The organism is Arthrobacter sp. H14 (assembly GCF_000520495.1).
In the GTDB taxonomy this organism is placed as follows: Bacteria; Actinomycetota; Actinomycetes; order Actinomycetales; family Micrococcaceae; genus Arthrobacter_C.
Genome location: NZ_KI914685.1, coordinates 1 through 16181, shown reverse-complemented (window position 1 = coordinate 16181; position 16181 = coordinate 1). Strand labels below are relative to the sequence as shown.

General features: G+C 61.8%; 12 protein-coding genes. 6 read left to right on the top strand and 6 right to left on the bottom strand.

The genetic code is table 11. From position 1 onward, the window contains the following. Nucleotides 1-256 precede the first annotated feature (256 nt). The 3 genes from Y707_RS0118290 to Y707_RS0118280 form a co-directional block, all read right to left on the bottom strand. Nucleotides 257-697 carry a hypothetical protein gene (locus Y707_RS0118290; protein WP_035782543.1) on the bottom strand — a complete coding sequence of 147 codons (441 nt, stop codon included), beginning with the start codon at nucleotides 695-697 and terminating at the stop codon, nucleotides 257-259. A 64-nt stretch (nucleotides 698-761) separates the two neighbouring features. Further along, the gene (locus tag Y707_RS0118285) at nucleotides 762-1427 is read right to left on the bottom strand and encodes a response regulator (protein ID WP_026536143.1); all 666 of its coding nucleotides are present in this window, start codon (nucleotides 1425-1427) and stop codon (nucleotides 762-764) included. Then, the gene (locus Y707_RS0118280; RefSeq protein WP_026536142.1) at nucleotides 1424-3001 is read right to left on the bottom strand and encodes a sensor histidine kinase; all 1578 of its coding nucleotides are present in this window, start codon (nucleotides 2999-3001) and stop codon (nucleotides 1424-1426) included. The genes Y707_RS0118285 and Y707_RS0118280 overlap by 4 nt, the downstream gene beginning before the upstream one ends. Nucleotides 3002-3292: 291 nt before the next feature. On the opposite strand from Y707_RS0118280, the gene Y707_RS0118275 reads away from it, so the two are divergent. The 5 genes from Y707_RS0118275 (at nucleotide 3293) to Y707_RS27400 (ending at nucleotide 12302) form a co-directional block, all read left to right on the top strand. Beyond that, complete coding sequence (locus Y707_RS0118275) at nucleotides 3293-4291, top strand: Bug family tripartite tricarboxylate transporter substrate binding protein (RefSeq protein ID WP_026536141.1); 999 nt, start codon at nucleotides 3293-3295, stop codon at nucleotides 4289-4291. After that, entirely contained in the window at nucleotides 4288-4791 is a 504-nt protein-coding gene (locus Y707_RS0118270) for a tripartite tricarboxylate transporter TctB family protein (RefSeq protein WP_026536140.1), read from the top strand. Before Y707_RS0118275 ends, Y707_RS0118270 begins: the two co-directional genes overlap by 4 nt. After that, nucleotides 4792-6474: a tripartite tricarboxylate transporter permease gene (locus Y707_RS27405; RefSeq protein ID WP_081744994.1), complete on the top strand. Its 1683-nt coding sequence runs from the start codon at nucleotides 4792-4794 to the stop codon at nucleotides 6472-6474. After that, nucleotides 6471-6869, top strand: a complete 399-nt coding sequence (locus tag Y707_RS0118260; protein WP_026536139.1) for a universal stress protein — start codon at nucleotides 6471-6473, stop codon at nucleotides 6867-6869. The genes Y707_RS27405 and Y707_RS0118260 overlap by 4 nt, the downstream gene beginning before the upstream one ends. A gap of 228 nt (nucleotides 6870-7097) precedes the next feature. Continuing rightward, complete coding sequence (locus tag Y707_RS27400; protein WP_253905251.1) at nucleotides 7098-12302, top strand: peroxidase family protein; 5205 nt, start codon at nucleotides 7098-7100, stop codon at nucleotides 12300-12302. Nucleotides 12303-12410: 108 nt separating this feature from the next. On the opposite strand, the gene Y707_RS0118250 is transcribed toward Y707_RS27400, so the two are convergent. Together Y707_RS0118250 and Y707_RS0118245 are read right to left on the bottom strand one after the other, a co-directional pair. Further along, complete coding sequence (locus tag Y707_RS0118250) at nucleotides 12411-13451, bottom strand: hypothetical protein (RefSeq protein WP_026536137.1); 1041 nt, start codon at nucleotides 13449-13451, stop codon at nucleotides 12411-12413. Nucleotides 13452-13526: 75 nt separating this feature from the next. Next, on the bottom strand, nucleotides 13527-14267 hold the full coding sequence (locus Y707_RS0118245) for a hypothetical protein (RefSeq protein ID WP_026536136.1): 741 nt from the start codon (nucleotides 14265-14267) through the stop codon (nucleotides 13527-13529). Nucleotides 14268-14427: 160 nt separating this feature from the next. On the opposite strand from Y707_RS0118245, the gene Y707_RS0118240 reads away from it, so the two are divergent. Then, nucleotides 14428-15090 carry a hypothetical protein gene (locus Y707_RS0118240; protein ID WP_026536135.1) on the top strand — a complete coding sequence of 221 codons (663 nt, stop codon included), beginning with the start codon at nucleotides 14428-14430 and terminating at the stop codon, nucleotides 15088-15090. An 82-nt stretch (nucleotides 15091-15172) separates the two neighbouring features. Here Y707_RS0118240 and Y707_RS31720 read toward each other — a convergent pair. Beyond that, nucleotides 15173-16181, bottom strand: a 1009-nt coding sequence (locus Y707_RS31720) for an HNH endonuclease signature motif containing protein (RefSeq protein WP_162150249.1), incomplete at its 5' end; no start/stop codon positions are given.

The following is a 16181-nucleotide window of genomic DNA, read 5'->3' as shown; positions in this document are numbered from 1 at the left end:
ACCGTTACGCGGAGGTGTTCAAATGAGGCAACGATTACAGTTAAGCAAAGTTTTCCCATAAGCCACGCTGCGCTGTTGTACCGAATCGTCCGGGCGCCTAGCCTTTGAAGTGCTGGCTCCCCTCGCTCCCTGGAACCGTTCACGGAGCCAGGGGAGTCTTCCCAATTGGCCCATCTTCCGTTCATGGTGGTGGCGGCGGTCAGTCGGTCCGCTTCGCCGTCCGCGGTATTCCTGCCGTCTTTTTCGCCATCCGGGCTTAGGGCCGCTCGGCGGGTGATGGTTCGTCGAGATAGTCAAGGTCGGAGCCATCGGCGGGTAGACCTTCGGCAACGGCCGTCGCCGTCGCTTCCCAAGCTGAGATGGTGATGGCCAGCCGGCCGAAATATCCCACAGAGGCACATGCCCGTGCCACAGCGACGATTTCAGTGGCAAAGCTCTCCTGATCGATACGCTTGAGAAAAGTCAACCATGGGAACGGGCCACGCAACCGCTCGACGAAGTCTCCGTCAGCCAAAGAAATGGCAATGAGTGAGGAGGCAAGACGGAGGCCTGCGAGATCCTTCTCATGCGCGCTGGCCCTCGACACCACGAGATCCTCTTGACCGCGGCGGGAAACGACGATATCTCCCTCGTCGACATGGGCCAGGACCTTCTTTGGGGACCGAAGTAATTCGGTAAAAGTCGCTTTGGTTTGCATAAGTCCATCATATCTGATGTTTATCTGCGTTCATAGACCCGGTAGAGCGGACGCCTACTATGCGTTACGTGGCCAGGTAGCGGCGCTCCGGTCGGCCGACTTCGCCGTAGCGCAGGCGTACCTCGACTTTTCCGGTGTCGGCCAGGTGTTCGAGGTAGCGGCGGGCGCTGACCCTGGCGATTCCGAGTCGCTCGGCAGCTTCGGTTGCGGAGAGATCGGCGTCGGCGTCACGCAGTACGCGTTCCACCAGTTTGAGGGTTTCGGCGCTGAATCCTTTGGGGAGCGGTTTATCCACGCGGCTGACGCCGAAGACACGGTCCACGTCTGCCTGGTCCGTTTCGCTTTTTGATGAGTCGAGGTGGCGGTACGCGCGCTGATAGTGTTCCAGCCGTTCACGCAGGTCTTCCTGGGAGAACGGCTTCATCAGGTAGTGCACGATTCCGCCGCGCAGTGCCCGCCTGACGGTGTCGGCTTCCCGCGCCGCGCTGATTACGAGCACGTCCAGTTCGGGAACCGTCTCGCGGAGTTGCTGCAGGAGGTCAAGGCCGTTGATATCGGGAAGGTGGACGTCCAGCAGCACCAGATCCGGTTGCAGGCGCTCCGCTTCACTGATCGCTTGAGCACCGGTATGGGCAATGCCGACGACGGCGAAGCCTTTGGTGCGTTGGACGAAGCCGGCATGGATTTTCGCGACCATGAAATCATCGTCGATGATGAGTACTTCGATCATGATCGCGACCTCCGTTTCGGCAGGCGGGCGGTGAAGACGGCGCCGTCGTCGTTGCGAATGCTGATGTCACCGCCGCGCCGTTGGCAGACAAGGCGGGTGAGCGCGAGTCCGAATCCGCGGCCGCCTTCACTGGAGGGTGATTTGGTGGTGTAGCCCTGTCGGAAGACGTCCTCCATTTTGTCCTGGTCGATTCCCGGCCCTGAATCGCGCACGGTCACGTGCACTTCCTCAGGTTCTTCCTGCAAATGAATAGCCACCGTAGCCTCCGGAATGCTTCGAACGGCGTCGAGCGCATTGTCCACCAGATTCCCGACGACGGTGGTCAGGTCTCGTGACAGTTCCTCATCCATCCGGCCCAACTGTGAGTCCGGGGAAAGCTGCAGTTTGACGCCGCGTTCGGCAGCCAGGCTTGCCTTGGCGATGAGCAGCGCGGCCAGGGACGGATCGCTGACGCGGGTGGTGACGTCGTCGTAAAGCTGGGTGCGGCTGCGGCTGACGCCTTCGACGAATTGCACCACTTCATCATATTCTTCGAGCTGAATCAGCCCGGAGATGGTGTGCAGTTGGTTGGCGAATTCGTGGGTCTGCGCCCGCAGAGTGTCGGTGGTGGTGCGGGTGGCGCCGAGTTCCTTCTCCAGCGAGGAGAGCTCGGTGCGGTCGCGCAGGGTGGTGACCGAGCCGATCACGCGGCCGTGGGAGCGGATCGGCATCCGGTTGAAGGCGACCATCCGCTCGCCGACCAGGACAAGCCGGTCAGGTCCGGAATGGGTCTGCGTCAGTGCTTCCTTCAGCTGTGCCTCGACGCCGAGAGCGTCAAGGTCGCGCCCAACGCAATCGGGCGGCAGTTCGAGGAGTTGGCGTGCACTGTCATTTATGACGGTGATGCGCTCCTGTGGATCGAGGGCGATGACGCCTTCCTTGAGCCCGTGCAGCATCGCTTCGCGGTGTTCGACGAGCCCGGTTATTTCCCTCGGCTCCATTCCAAGGGTTTGGCGTTTCACCCGGCGCGACAGCAGGAGGGATCCGGCGATCCCCAGGGCGCTGGCCACACCCAGGTAGGTGAGGAGGTTCGGCGTGGCCTGGACCAGACGTTCCCCAACGGAAGGATAGTCCCGGCCGACGACGGCGATACCAACGAACTGCGCGTCGTCGTTAAGCACTGGGACATGAGCGACGATGGACGTGGATCCGCCGGTGGAGATGAGCCCGGTCCACGCCCGTCCCTCCATCACGCGGCTTTCGCCGAGCGGCAGGGGTTCGCCCACCAAGGCGGGATCGGAGGACGTCACCACCGTTCCATCCTCGGTGGCCAGCATCACCGACGAGGATCCGGATATTGTCCTGACTGCCTCGGCCACTGACGGCAGCGCCGATCCAGTTCCGGGTTCCGCCTGGGGGAGTAGTTGCCGCACGGTGGGGTTGGACGCAAGCGTCTCGGCCGCGGACAACGCGCGCCGGCCTTCGGTGCGTTGAACGGCCTGCGAGGATTCGGCCACCGAGATCGCCGCAACGGCGAAGAGCACCACCAGTATGATCAACAGCTGGAGCGCGAGGTACTGCGCGGCCAAAGACATCCGCCGCCGTCGTCGTCTGGGCATTTTCTGTCCTCCAGTGTGCTGCTTCAGCACAGCGAGCCTCCAGATTTTTTGCCGGCCGATGATGCAGATCCGCCCTGGATGATGTTCGCAGGTGCCGTGAACTATACCACCGGGACAGAGCTCGTTTTCCGCGGAATTCCAAGCAAAAACGGTCCGGAATTTGCGACCACAATGAACTTAACGTTCTTTGAGACCACAAGAGTGACCGGCGTCACTGGCGGCCCTACGATCGGATTAGTCCACCACCCGATTGAGAGAAGAACCCCCATGAAACGAAGCAACAAACTACGCCTGACTGCCTTGGCAGCCGGAATCGTGATGGCCGCAACCGGCTGTGGCGTCACCGGATCGTCAAGCTCCGAAGGAAAGGCCGCCGGCCCGATCACCGATATGCGCATCATGGTGCCGAACACGGCAGGCGGCGGGTACGACACCACTGCCCGTGTCGCAGCGAAGGTGATGGAGGATACCGACATCGCTTCCGGCATCGAAGTATTCAACCTCGCCGGCGCCGGCGGAACCGTCGGCCTGTCCCGCACCGTGAACGAGAAGGGCAACGGCGACCTGTCCATGCTGATGGGACTCGGCGTCGTCGGTGCCAGTTACACCAATGACACGACCGCCAGCTTCGAGGACACCACCCCGCTGGCCCGCCTCATTGAGGAACCGGGCGCAATCATGGTTCCCAAGAATTCCCCTTACAAGACCATTGACGATCTGGTCGCCGCTTGGAAGAAGAACCCGGGGAAGATGGCCGTCGGCGGCGGCTCCTCCCCGGGAGGCCCCGACCACCTGCTCCCGATGCGGCTGGCTGAGACCGTCGGCATCGATCCCAACAAGGTGAACTACGTATCCTACGACGGCGGCGGAGACATGCTGCCCGACATCCTCGGCAACCGGCTCGGCTTCGCCGCCTCGGGCGCCGGCGAGTTCCTGGACCAGATCAAAACCGGCGAAATCCGGGTTCTGGCCACCAGTGGCGAGGAGCGCCTCGCAGGCGTGGACGCCCCCACGCTGCAGGAGTCAGGCATTGACCTCATCTTCACCAACTGGCGCGGGATCGTTGCGCCTCCGGGAATCACCGATGAGCGTAAGGCCGAGCTGATCGCAGCGCTGGAGAAGATGCACGCCACGGATGAATGGCAAGAGGCACTGAAGCAGAACCAGTGGGAAGACGCCTTCATGACCGGTGACGAGTTCGCCGGGTTCATCACCGAACAGGATCAGCGGGTCGAGGACGTGCTGACCAAACTGGGCCTGGCATGAACCAGCTGAAAGCCCGGTTGCAGGGCCGCTCCGAGCTGGGCATTGCGCTCCTGCTCGGAGTGGTCGGCGCTGTGGTTCTCTGGGACACAGCGCAGCTGAACGCTCCCTACTCGCAGGCGGATCCGGTCGGTCCCAAGGCCGTTCCCTATATGGTCGCGGCCCTGCTGCTGGCCACCGCCGTCGTACTCACCTGGAATGTTCTCAGGGGAGGGCACGGCGAAGCCGAGGGCGGCGAGGATGTCGACCTGTCACACCCCACGGACTGGGCCACTGTTGTACCGCTGATCGTGGTCTTCACCGCCAACATCCTGCTCATCAACTGGGCCGGCTGGGTGATCTCCGGGATGCTCCTTTTCTGGGGCAGCGCGTGGGCCCTCGGCAGCCGGCACTACGTGCGTGATCCGCTGATCTCGCTGGCGATGTCGCTGACCACTTTCTACGGTTTTTACGCAGGTCTGGGTATCCTCCTGCCAGCCGGCCTCCTGGAAGGAGTGCTCTAAATGGACTCTCTGTCCTTACTGATGGACGGGTTCGCAACGGCTGCGACCCCTATCAACCTGCTCTACGCCGTGCTCGGCGTGCTGCTGGGTACCGCCGTCGGCGTGCTCCCCGGCGTCGGACCCGCCATGACCGTGGCACTGCTGCTGCCGGTCACCTATGCGTTGGAACCGACAAGCGCCTTCATCATGTTCGCTGGTATTTACTACGGCGGCATGTATGGCGGTTCGACGACGTCGATCCTGCTGAACACGCCCGGCGAATCTTCCACGGTGGTCACCGCCATTGAAGGCCACAAAATGGCCAAGGCTGGCCGCGCCGCACAGGCACTGGCCACGGCTGCGATTGGCTCGTTTGTCGCCGGCACCATTGGCACGATGCTTCTGGTGCTGATCGCACCGCTGGTGGTCCAATTCGCCGTCAGCCTGGGAGCGGCCAGCTACCTGGCCATCATGCTGCTGGCCCTGCTGGCCGTTACCGCCGTGCTCGGAGCATCCAGGGTCCGCGGCTTCGCCTCGCTGGGCCTCGGTCTCGCCATCGGCCTGGTCGGTCTCGACCCGGTCACCGGACAGGAAAGGCTCATCTTCGGACAGGCGCTGCTGGTCGATGGACTGGACATCGTCGTCGTCGCGGTGGCAATTTTTGCCATTGGTGAAGCACTGTGGATTGCTGCTCACCTGCGCCGGAACGTCTCCCAGACCATACCGGTCGGGCGTCCCTGGATGGGCAAACAGGATTGGAAACGATCCTGGAAACCATGGCTGCGCGGCACCGCCTTCGGCTTCCCGTTCGGCGCCCTCCCCGCCGGCGGCGCCGAGATCCCGACCTTCCTGTCCTACGTGACGGAGAAGCGGCTCTCGAAGCACCCCGAAGAGTTCGGACACGGCGCCATTGAAGGTGTCGCCGGTCCAGAAGCCGCGAACAACGCCTCGGCCGCAGGCACCCTGACGCCAATGCTGGCGTTGGGCCTGCCAACCAACGCGACGGCGGCCGTCATGCTGGCTGCGTTCGTCCAGTACGGCATCCAGCCCGGACCGCTGCTGTTCGACACCGAACCGCAGCTGGTGTGGGCACTGATCGCGAGCCTGTTCATCGGCAACACCCTGCTGCTGCTGATTAACCTCCCGCTCGCGCCGTTCTGGGCAAAACTGCTGCAGCTTCCCCGGCCGTACCTGTACGCGGGCATCCTGTTCTTCGCCACGCTGGGCGCCTACTCGGTCAACCTGCAGGCCTTCGACCTGGTGATCCTGATGGTGCTTGGGCTGCTCGGGTTCGCGATGCGCCGTTACGGTCTACCCGTCCTGCCCCTGGTGCTCGGAGTCATCCTCGGCCCGCGTGCGGAGGAACAACTGCGCACGGCTCTGCAGTTCACCGCCGGCAACCCGGTTGGCCTCGTGAACGAAACGGTCGCCGTCGTCGTCTACATCATCATCGCCCTTGTTCTGGCCTGGCCACTGTTGGTTTCGCTCCGGAAGCGGTTCGGTTCAAAGGGAGATTCAGATAAGGGAAATGGGGGATTGGGTGCCGGAGCAGCTGAGCCGGCAGAAGGTCCGTCGGATAGCGACGGCGGGAAGGTCACCGTGGGAGCGGACAGCCAGCGTGGGGTCGGCGTACCAGCGGACAGCCAGCGCCATGTTGCCTCCGTCGGAGACAGCAACCATCACGAGGGTCAGGAGCACCGATGAGTGTCGTTACCGGTTACATCCCCACCGCCGAAGGGGAGGCGGCCCTTGACCGGGCCATTGAAGAGGCCCAGCGGCTGAACACCGTGCTGGTGGTGATCAACTCCTCGCGTGGTGACGCCTATGTCGACAACCGCTTTATCCAGCCGGATGACGCGGCGTCGCTGGAGGAAAGGCTGCAGCAGGCAAAGGTCGAACACATCCTGCAGCAACCGGTCCGCGGCCACGATGCGGCCGATGAGGTCGTCGAAGCCGCTGGGAAACACCGGGCAGACCTCATCGTCATCGGGCTGCGCCGGCGTACACCTGTCGGGAAACTGATCATGGGAAGCACGGCACAGCAGATCCTGTTGGAAGCGCAGTGTCCAGTGCTGGCAGTCAAGGCAGCCTATTCCTGACCGGTTCGCGCCGAGCGTTTAAGTAAGGTAGGGCGGTTCCGCACTCGTGGACCGCCCTACCTTTGTTTTTAGCCGGTACTTGTCTGCGTCACCTATAGGGTGCTGCGGCTGCAATGTCCAACTCCCACTCAACGCCTGCGACGCTGGTTTTCCACCGGGGATGCTTCCAAGGTTTTTAAAAGGTTCCGGGCAGACACTCAGCGTACTTACATCAGAAGCAGGTGTGTCATGGCTCCCATCCATCACAATGGCATTATTGATTTGGACGCAGTGCCGTCCGCATCCCGCCGTCGCCCCGGTGGAACGGGTCGGAGCCGCACCCGCGCTTACCGGCTGATGGCGGGGACGACGGCTCTGCTTGTGACGGTATCTTTAGGGTTGCCGGTGGTTGCTGCCAACGCCGCCACGGCTCCCGTCGGTCAAGGGTTTACCGTGAACGCCTCGGACTTGGCGTTCATCCTTAAACAGATCAAGATCGCCGAGGCGCACGTTGCCAACACGACGTCGGACACTGGTCCATGTGGGGCCTTGGTCGGCACCGGACCCAACCAGATCGCGACTCCGCTCATTTCCCACGGGCTGCGGACGGTGGACGGGTCGTGCAATAACCTGCAAGCAGGACAGGAATCATTTGGCGCGGCGGATCAGGTTTTCCCGCGGCTGTCTTCCCCCTCGTACACCGCGGCTGAATCCGGTTCGCTTGGCGGACCCCCGGCACCGAGCAGTTATGCACAGAAATCCGGGAACGTGTTCGATTCCCAGCCCAGGACAATCAGCAACCTGATCGTGGACCAAACCTCCACCAACCCCTCCGCGGTAGCAGCTGCCGGCCTGCCGGTCAGGAGCCAATCCAGCGAGGGCACAGTGCCATGCACCACGGACCCTGATCCTCTGGCCCTTCCGCCGGTGAGTGGTGTTCCAAGCGGCTGCACACCCTCCTTCCAGACCTTGTTCATTCCAAACGTCACCACTGATGTTGGTCTTTCACCGCCATACAATTCACTTTTCACGTTGTTTGGCCAATTCTTCGATCATGGGATCGACCAGACGGTCAAGGGCGGCGGCACCGTGTTCGTGCCGTTGAAGTCAGACGACCCGCTGGTCGCCGGACCGGACCACAAGTTCGGCACCGCCGATGACCTTGACCGCAACCTGCGTTTCATGGTGCTGACCCGGGGTAAGAATCAGCCAGGCCCCGATGGTGAACTGGGCACCCCGGACGATATCCAGGATGCCCTCAACACGGATTCGCCATGGGTGGACCAAAGCCAGACCTACACCTCCCATGCATCCCACCAGGTCTTTGTGCGTGAGTACGTGAACAACTCAAACGGCCGCCCCGTCTCCACGGGCAAACTCCTTGGCGGCCCGGCAGGTCCCACGGCCGGCGGGATGGCGACGTGGGCGAGGGTTAAGTCGCAGGCAGCATCGCGGCTGGGTCTGCGCCTGACGGACAAGGACGCGCTCGACGTTCCGATGATTGCCTCGGACCCGTACGGCAAATTCATCCCCGGCCCACTCCGTGGTCTTCCGCAGTACGTGACGGCCACGGGCCTGGTCGAGGGCAATACTGCTTCGCCCGTTCCCGTACCAGCCAACGCCAGCCACTTTGAAACACCGTTTTTGACCGATATCGCCAATAATGCGGTACCGAAGCCGGGATTCACCCCGGATCCGGACAACGTGGTAACAGCCTCATTGACGCCGTGTGCACAGCCGGGGTTCCCTGTGGGCTGTGTCAACCAGTACGACAACGAGATCCTGAACATGCATTTCATCGCCGGTGACGGGAGAGTCAATGAAAACATTGGTCTGACCGCTATTCACCAGGTGTTCCACTCCGAACATGACCGGCTTGTCACCGATATCAAGAACACCCTTACCCAGGACACATCGGCGGCCGGAGTCAAGGCACTCGCCCAGTGGAAGTCCGCCCAGGGCGCCGGCGGGTGGAACGGTGAGCGACTGTTCCAGGCTGCCCGCTTCGTCACTGAAATGGAATACCAGCACCTGGTCTTCGAGGAATTTGCACGCAAGATCCAGCCGGGCATCAACCCCTTTGAGCCGTTCGCCTTCGCCCAGACCGACGTAGATCCAGCCGTCACAGCGGAATTCGCCCATGCGGTGTACCGTTTCGGGCACTCCATGCTGACGGAGACAATTTCCCGAAGGAATGAAGACCGGCCCGGAACGGACGGACAGTTCGGTACATCCGACGATATTCCCGGCAGCCAGAACGACATTTCCCTGCTCGATGGCTTCCTGAACCCTCCGGCGTATACCGATGGAGGCGAGGCCGGCGCCCTGACGTCCGAGGAAGCAGCCGGAAGCATCGTCATGGGAATGTCGGACCAGGTCGGCAACGAGCTCGATGAGTTCGTCACCGATACGCTGCGCAACAACCTGCTGGGCCTGCCCCTGGACCTCGCAACGATCAACATCACGCGCGCCCGCTCCGAAGGCATCCCCAGGCTGAACGTACTGCGCCGCCAGTTGCATGGCGCCACCAACGACGGGCAATTGAAGCCGTACACCAACTGGATCGACTTTGGCGAGAGCATCAAGCACCCTGAATCGCTCGTCAACTTCGTCGCAGCCTATGGGCAGCACCCATCGATCAAGAACGCGGCCACTGTTGAAGGCAAACGATCTGCAGCGCGGGCCATCGTCAATCCCGATGCCGCAGCAGGAGATATCCCTCCCTCAGACGCAGCGGATTTCATGAACAGCACGGGAGCCTGGGTCAACAACGGCACGGCATCCATCACCGGACTGGACAACGTCGACCTGTGGATCGGGGGACTGGCGGAACAAACAAACGTGTTCGGCGGCCTCCTGGGGAGTACTTTCAACTACGTTTTCGAAAGTCAGTTGACTGATCTGCAGAACGGTGACCGGTTGTACTACCTTGCCCGCACACCCGGCATGAACCTGCGCACCGAGCTCGAGGGCAACTCCTTCGCCGAAATGATCATGCGCAATACCAACGCCAAGGCCCTCAAGGCTGACCCGTTCGCCACCTCGGATTGCAAGTTCGAACTGAAAAACCTGGCCGGAACCGCGGCCGGATTCACGCAATCGGGCAACACAGTGGCCAACGATCCCGGAAGTGAATGTGAAGAGCCCGCACTGCTGATCCGGATGCCCGACGGAACCATCAAATACCGCTCCAGGAACACGGTGGACCCCGCCGGAATCAACGGTCAGAGCGTCTACAACGGCACCGCCGGCGTCGACAGGATCTACGGCGGCAATGACAGCGATACCTTCTGGGGCAACCGGGGCAATGACGTCGTCGAAGGCGGCGACGGTGCCGACGTCGCTATTGCCGGCGAGGGCAATGACATTGTCACGGACCTTGCAGGTGACGATGTGCTCAAGGGCGGTCCGGGACACGACGCGATCGATTCCGGCCCCGGACTCGATCTCATCATGGGAGCGGAAGGCAACGACTTCACCAACGGCGGAGCCAACGCGAACACAACCTTCGGCGGTGGCGGAAACGACTTCATGATCCTCGGCGAAGGCATCGATGCCGGGATCGGTGACGGCGGCGACGACTGGATCGAAGGTGGCGACCAACCTGACGGTCTGATCGGCGACAGCTCCAACCTCTTCTTCACCGATGACAACAAACCAGGCCATGACATTCTGATCGGCCAGGGCGGTGACGACGACTATGACATGGAAGGCGGCGATGACATCGGTGTCGCCGGAGCCGGGATTGAAAAGAACGTTGGCGCTGCCGGCTATGACTGGTCCATTGGCCAGGCGGATCCCCAGCCGATGGACGCCGACCTTGACTTGCCCGTTCCTCCGCTGGACATCCTGACCGTAGGCGTAAGGGACAGGTTCAACGAAGTCGAGGCACTCTCCGGATGGAATCTCGACGACACGATTCGAGGAGACAATCTGACCCCCAGCGAGGTTGGCGGAGCAGGCTTTATCGGCTGCGATGTCCTCGACCAGTCGGGTGTGGACCGCATCAAGGGTCTGGGTGCTTTGATCCCATCGTCGGCGCTTACCACTCCACTTGCCGACGTCGCCGCAGGATCGGTTGTTGGTCCGGGCGAATGTGCCGAACTCAGCGGCCCCGTGTGGGGCGCTGGAAACATCCTCCTCGGCGGAGGCGGCAGCGACCTGCTGGAAGGACGCGGCGCCAATGACATTATCGACGGCGACGCCCAGCTCAGCGTCCAGCTCAGCGTCCGCACGAATCCGGCGGATCCAGGCACCGAGATCGGGGCGACCAGTCTGATGGAGGAGCCCTACCAGCCCGGTAACCCGAACACTCTGCAACAGGACGTGTTTGCCGGCAAAATCAACCCGGGGAACATCGTTCCCGTCAGGGAGATCCGCACTCCAGCCAATGGCGCATCCGTTGATACCGCTGAGTTCTCCGACCTCGAGGCTAACTACAATGTCAGCACCGTCGGTGGTACCGGCGCACCGGGTTCACCTGGCGCCGTCACAACCATAGTCCACGCCCGTGGCACCCAGGCTGACGGCACCGACACACTACGGAACGTCGAGCGCCTCACATTCTCCGACTCGGCCATACCCGGGGCTCCGACCATCGGGCCGGCAACCGCCCGTAATGCTTCGGCCACCGTGCGCTGGACAGCACCAACCGCTGCCGTCAATGCGTATTCAGTGCGGGTTATCAACGACGCCGGTGCCCAGGTTGGTGCCCTCCGTCCCGCTGCGGGAGGGGCCGTGAGCCTAACGGTAAACGGGCTCACCAACGGTCAGGTATACCGGTTCCAGGTACGGGCAACCAACACTAAGGGAACGGGCCCATTCTCAGCGCGGTCGAACACTGTGACGCCGAACGTGGCACCAACGGCTCCGGGAGGCGTTCTCGGTGTCCGCGGCGATGCCAGAGTGAACCTGTCATGGACGGCTCCGGCAGCCAATGGCGGAACAGCCCTCACCGGACACCAGGTACAGGTACGGACAGGAACCACCCTCGTGCGGACAGACACCTTCACCGGAACGGCAACAAGGCGAACGGTGACCGGGCTGAAAAATGGAACGGCATACACCTTCCGTGTCCGCGCCGTCAACGCTGCCGGAGCAGGACAGTTGTCTCTGGCCTCCAATACAGTGACACCGGCCAAGCGCCCAGGAGTGCCTGGGATTCTCACCCCGGCCCAGGGACCCATTGGCGGCACCCTCACGGCGACAGCCAAATGGAAGGCCCCGACGTCCAACGGCGGGTCTCCCATCACCGGCTACCGCGTCACCGCACGGAAAATGGCAGCCGACGGTGTGACACAAACCGGCCAACCCATCACGAGAACAGTCGGACCGACAGTTCGCTCGCGGACATTCACACTCACGGCCGGCAGGTACCGGTTTGACGTGGCAGCCACCAACGACGTCGGAACCGGGGCAACATCGGCCCGCTCGACAATAATCCGGCCACGCTGACAACACCGCTCCACATGTGCGCATAAGAGGTCCCGCCCGTGTAGCCGTCCAACATCCCCGCCGCTCCACCTGGTGGCGGGGATGTTGGCTGACATACCCCCGGATGTTTCAGCTCGCCAGTGAATCGGGTCCCTTGCCCGGCTCGGCTGGATTCGTGCTGACGAGGTCGGCGTGCTCGACGGCGTAGCGCTTTGCGTTACGTGCCTGGCGAATTATGAATGGCAGGGCGGCTGCGAGCAGGATCGGGTAGCTGATCACCAGCCCGAGTGTGAGTGAAGAATATGCGGTGGAAGACTCGTCGATCAGGTTCCACAGCTGCTGCAACCATAAGCCGGCGAAGAGAAGCGTGATCTGCGCGATTTGGAACGGTAAATACACCGACATGATGGCGGCATAGGATGTTGCCTTCTGCTGCCCGCCCTCCGGCAACTCGTCGTCTTTGTTGCGCAGGACCACCCGGCCAATTGCTTTCTGGGTGGCATAGTCCCGGCCAAGAGCGTGCCGAAGATCCTTCACCAGCGGCCACGCAACGACGATGCAAGCTACCGACGCCGAGATGAAACCGAACGAAAATCCGTACATGACCACTGCCAGGGACGAGGCTTCACCGGGGTCAGTAACAATGAACCGAAGCCCTATGAGGCCTCCAACCCCAATCACGCTGGCGATCAAGAAGACGACGACTACGCGCATTACCTTGCTTCGAATTAGAGTCGGCGACCATGGAGACCATGCCTTGCCGTCTCGCGACCCATTGGCCATTCGTCTGTGAAGCCTTATCCCGATCCGGAGTCCGACCAGAAGCAAGGCGGCCGAGAGGGCCGTGACGCCTACAAGAAAGGCGGTGGCCGATGGGACAGCGATTGCTACGAATACCAACCCGACAATGCCGAGCAGCTGGATCGCGGTGGTTATGAGGACAAGCCGTCGAAAAACACCGCGGCCGTCGGTGCTCTCGAGATCGAAGGTGAAATTCGCGACCCAGATCCCCGCGATGGCGGGAGCCGTGATGAGGAGCATTGCGGAAAGCAAGGTGACGATGAGCACCCATGGCTCGCTATCGTCGAACAGTAGAGCCGCTCCAACGCCGACCGCCGCCGTCAGAAGGGCAATGCCCCCACCGAACAAGAAGACCCAGCGAAGTTTCATCAAGGATCACTCCTTCGGTCGATAACGATGCCTCCTTGTCGAAAGTCGTATCGGAATCCTTCCGCTGCAGCGTGGTTACCCTTTTGCGAGGGCCTCGTTGACGAGCTGAACGAGTTCGGACTCTGTCCCGGCGGGTAAATCTGTTCCGATTTTCACAGTTGTCGCGGCCAGGACGCCTTCCGTGCCTGCAACGGACATCATGGTCTGGGTTTTGCCATTGGGAAGAGTCTGGGTGATGACCGAGCCGAAAGAGTTCTCGCCGTCGGTTTGCACCTCCAAGGGCTCGATTTTGCTTTCGATCGTTTGCCCGTCGATCTTGGTTGTGAAGCTCGAGCACTGGTCCACGGTCCGCTGCGATTTTTCGAGTTCGTCCGCTATGACTTGCGGGTCCTTGACCGCAATCAGGGTAATGGTGGTGAGGGTCTTCTGCTGCGCCGATTGGCTGACTCCAGCCGCATACGAGCTTCCCTCCGGTACCTGCGTGCTTTCCGTGGCGAAGACGCTGCACGCTTCAGGCGTGATGGTCGCTTTCGCCAGAAGGTTCTGCGTCACGGCAAGAGCCTGATCCAGTTGGTCGGCGGGTACCACCGTTAGATCCTGGCCCTGGACATCCTTCATCGTCGAGATCAGCTCTCTGAGCTCGGCGTTGGTATATTCCTTTGCTTCAGCTGTTTCCGCAGGGGAGGCCGACGACGACGGCGACTCGGGTTGCGATGTTGAGTCGGTGGACGTTCCTGTAGTGGATCCGCCTCCACATCCGGCCAGAAATACCCCGAGGGCCAGCAACATCGTGTAGGTACCGGTATTCCGTCTCATTTAGGTCAATCCCGTCATTGAAACCGTTGTTCCAGCCGCAAGGGGCGCCGGTGCGATGAGGAAAACGCTACAGCCATACACGTCGACTTACCAGAGTCCGTTGAAACCTTCTCACCCGACCGTCTGCAGATGCGGTGGCCTTCATGGCAGACTCTGTGACATGGGTCTGGACCAGCCGGACGGATATGCCGGGAACTCGTCGTCGGACTCATCGCTGACCCGCGGGCAACGACTCATCCTCTACTTCAACAGCACGCGGCGCAAAACAGTTGCAGTCCTTGCAGCTGTAGCGGGCTGGTTTGCCGTCATTTTCTTCGCTACCCGTGCAGGCGAAGGATGGTTCTTCAGCAACCTGCCCAACGTCTATCTCTATGTGGCTGTCCCTGTCCTGTGGTTTCTCTTTACTCAAGGGGCAATGCGAAGACGGCCCGTTCGGTTGCCCGCCGACGTCATGCGCAAAACTGCAGCCCAACGCTTTTCGAACGAGGAGAGCTGGGAATCGACGATGACCAGGCAGGAGGCTCTCGACACCTTGCTGGCCAAATTCAACGGTGTTGGAGTGTCCGCGAGGGCGGTGGAAGGTACCGTGTGGGTGGAAATGGGCAAGGAGTGGAGTGCCGCAGACTGGCGGCGCAAGGAAGCTGCTGAACACATAAAGGCACCTCCATCGGCGCACTTCTTCATTGACGAGGCGGAATCCGGATGCCGCATTACCGCATTCAGTCATGACAAGAGGCTGGCTGGCATGTGGGACGTCATGAAGCTTTCCGATGAGATGGCAGATACCGCTGTTCGGTTGGGTAGAGAAGAGACTGCCAGATGAATCTGGGCCGGCGCTCAAGAACGAGCGGTTGGCTAGTACGGCCTTATGGCCGCACTAGCGATGCGGGCCGACTGCGTTGTTTTTAGAATGGTGTTGGTTCTTCGGTGCCGGTGGTTGGTGGTGGTGTGTTGTTTGGGTCCCAGGGGTCGAAGTGGTGGCCCGGACCGGTGTTGTTGTAGCGGCGGGCGTCTTTGCGGCTGGTGAGCACGGGTCCTTCGGGTTCGGATTTGTAGGCCAGTCCTGCCGGTGAAGTGAACGTGACAGTGCCATCTTTGTCCTGGCGGTCTTTCCATCCGCAGGCGGTTTTAAGCAGATGGTGTTTAAGGCAGTAGCACTTCACAGACTCGTAGTCGGTGGTTCCGCCAGCTGCCCAGGGTGTGGTGTGGTCGAGTTCGGTGAACCGTGCGGACCGGTTGCAGCCGGGGGCGCGGCAACATCGGTCCCGGATTTGGATCATTCTTTTCAGATCGGCGGGGACTTTGTAGGTGGTTCGGCCGAAGGAGATCATGGCCCCGGTTTCGGGATGAGTCAGGATCCGCTTGAACGAGGACGATCCCGCGCATAGTTTGCGTGCGGTTTCGTCATCCATGGGACCAAAGCCTTCAAGTTCCGCCGGCTCCTCGGACAGGCCCAGCAGCGTCAGCACGGGCACGGTGACGAGAACTTCGGCTTTAATATGTTCGAAGTGCGGCATCCGCGGCTCCGACACCACATCCGTGCTGGTACCACCGGGCGCAACGCCACCATCGGCAGGAGAGCCGCTGTTCGCAGTCTCACCGCCGCGGCGGTTGTTGCCCTGGTCTTGGCCGCTGTTCCCAGTGCCGCTGCCGTTCAGGGTGCCGTCGGCTCCGCTGTTCGGAGTCTCATTATCTTCGCCGGCGGAACCGTCTGCCTTCAGGTTGTCGGTGTCGGGGATCATGCCGGCGGCGAGGAGCAGATGCGCGGTGACGTCGGCGCGTAACTGGGTGAGGGTGCGGGCCTCGTCGGGGCCTTGCAGGCTTCTGGCGGCGGTGGTGATGCGGTTGTAGGCGGCGACGGCGGCTTCGGCGGGCAGGTAGGCGCCGAACCATGCCATGCCGTCTTCGGCGGGC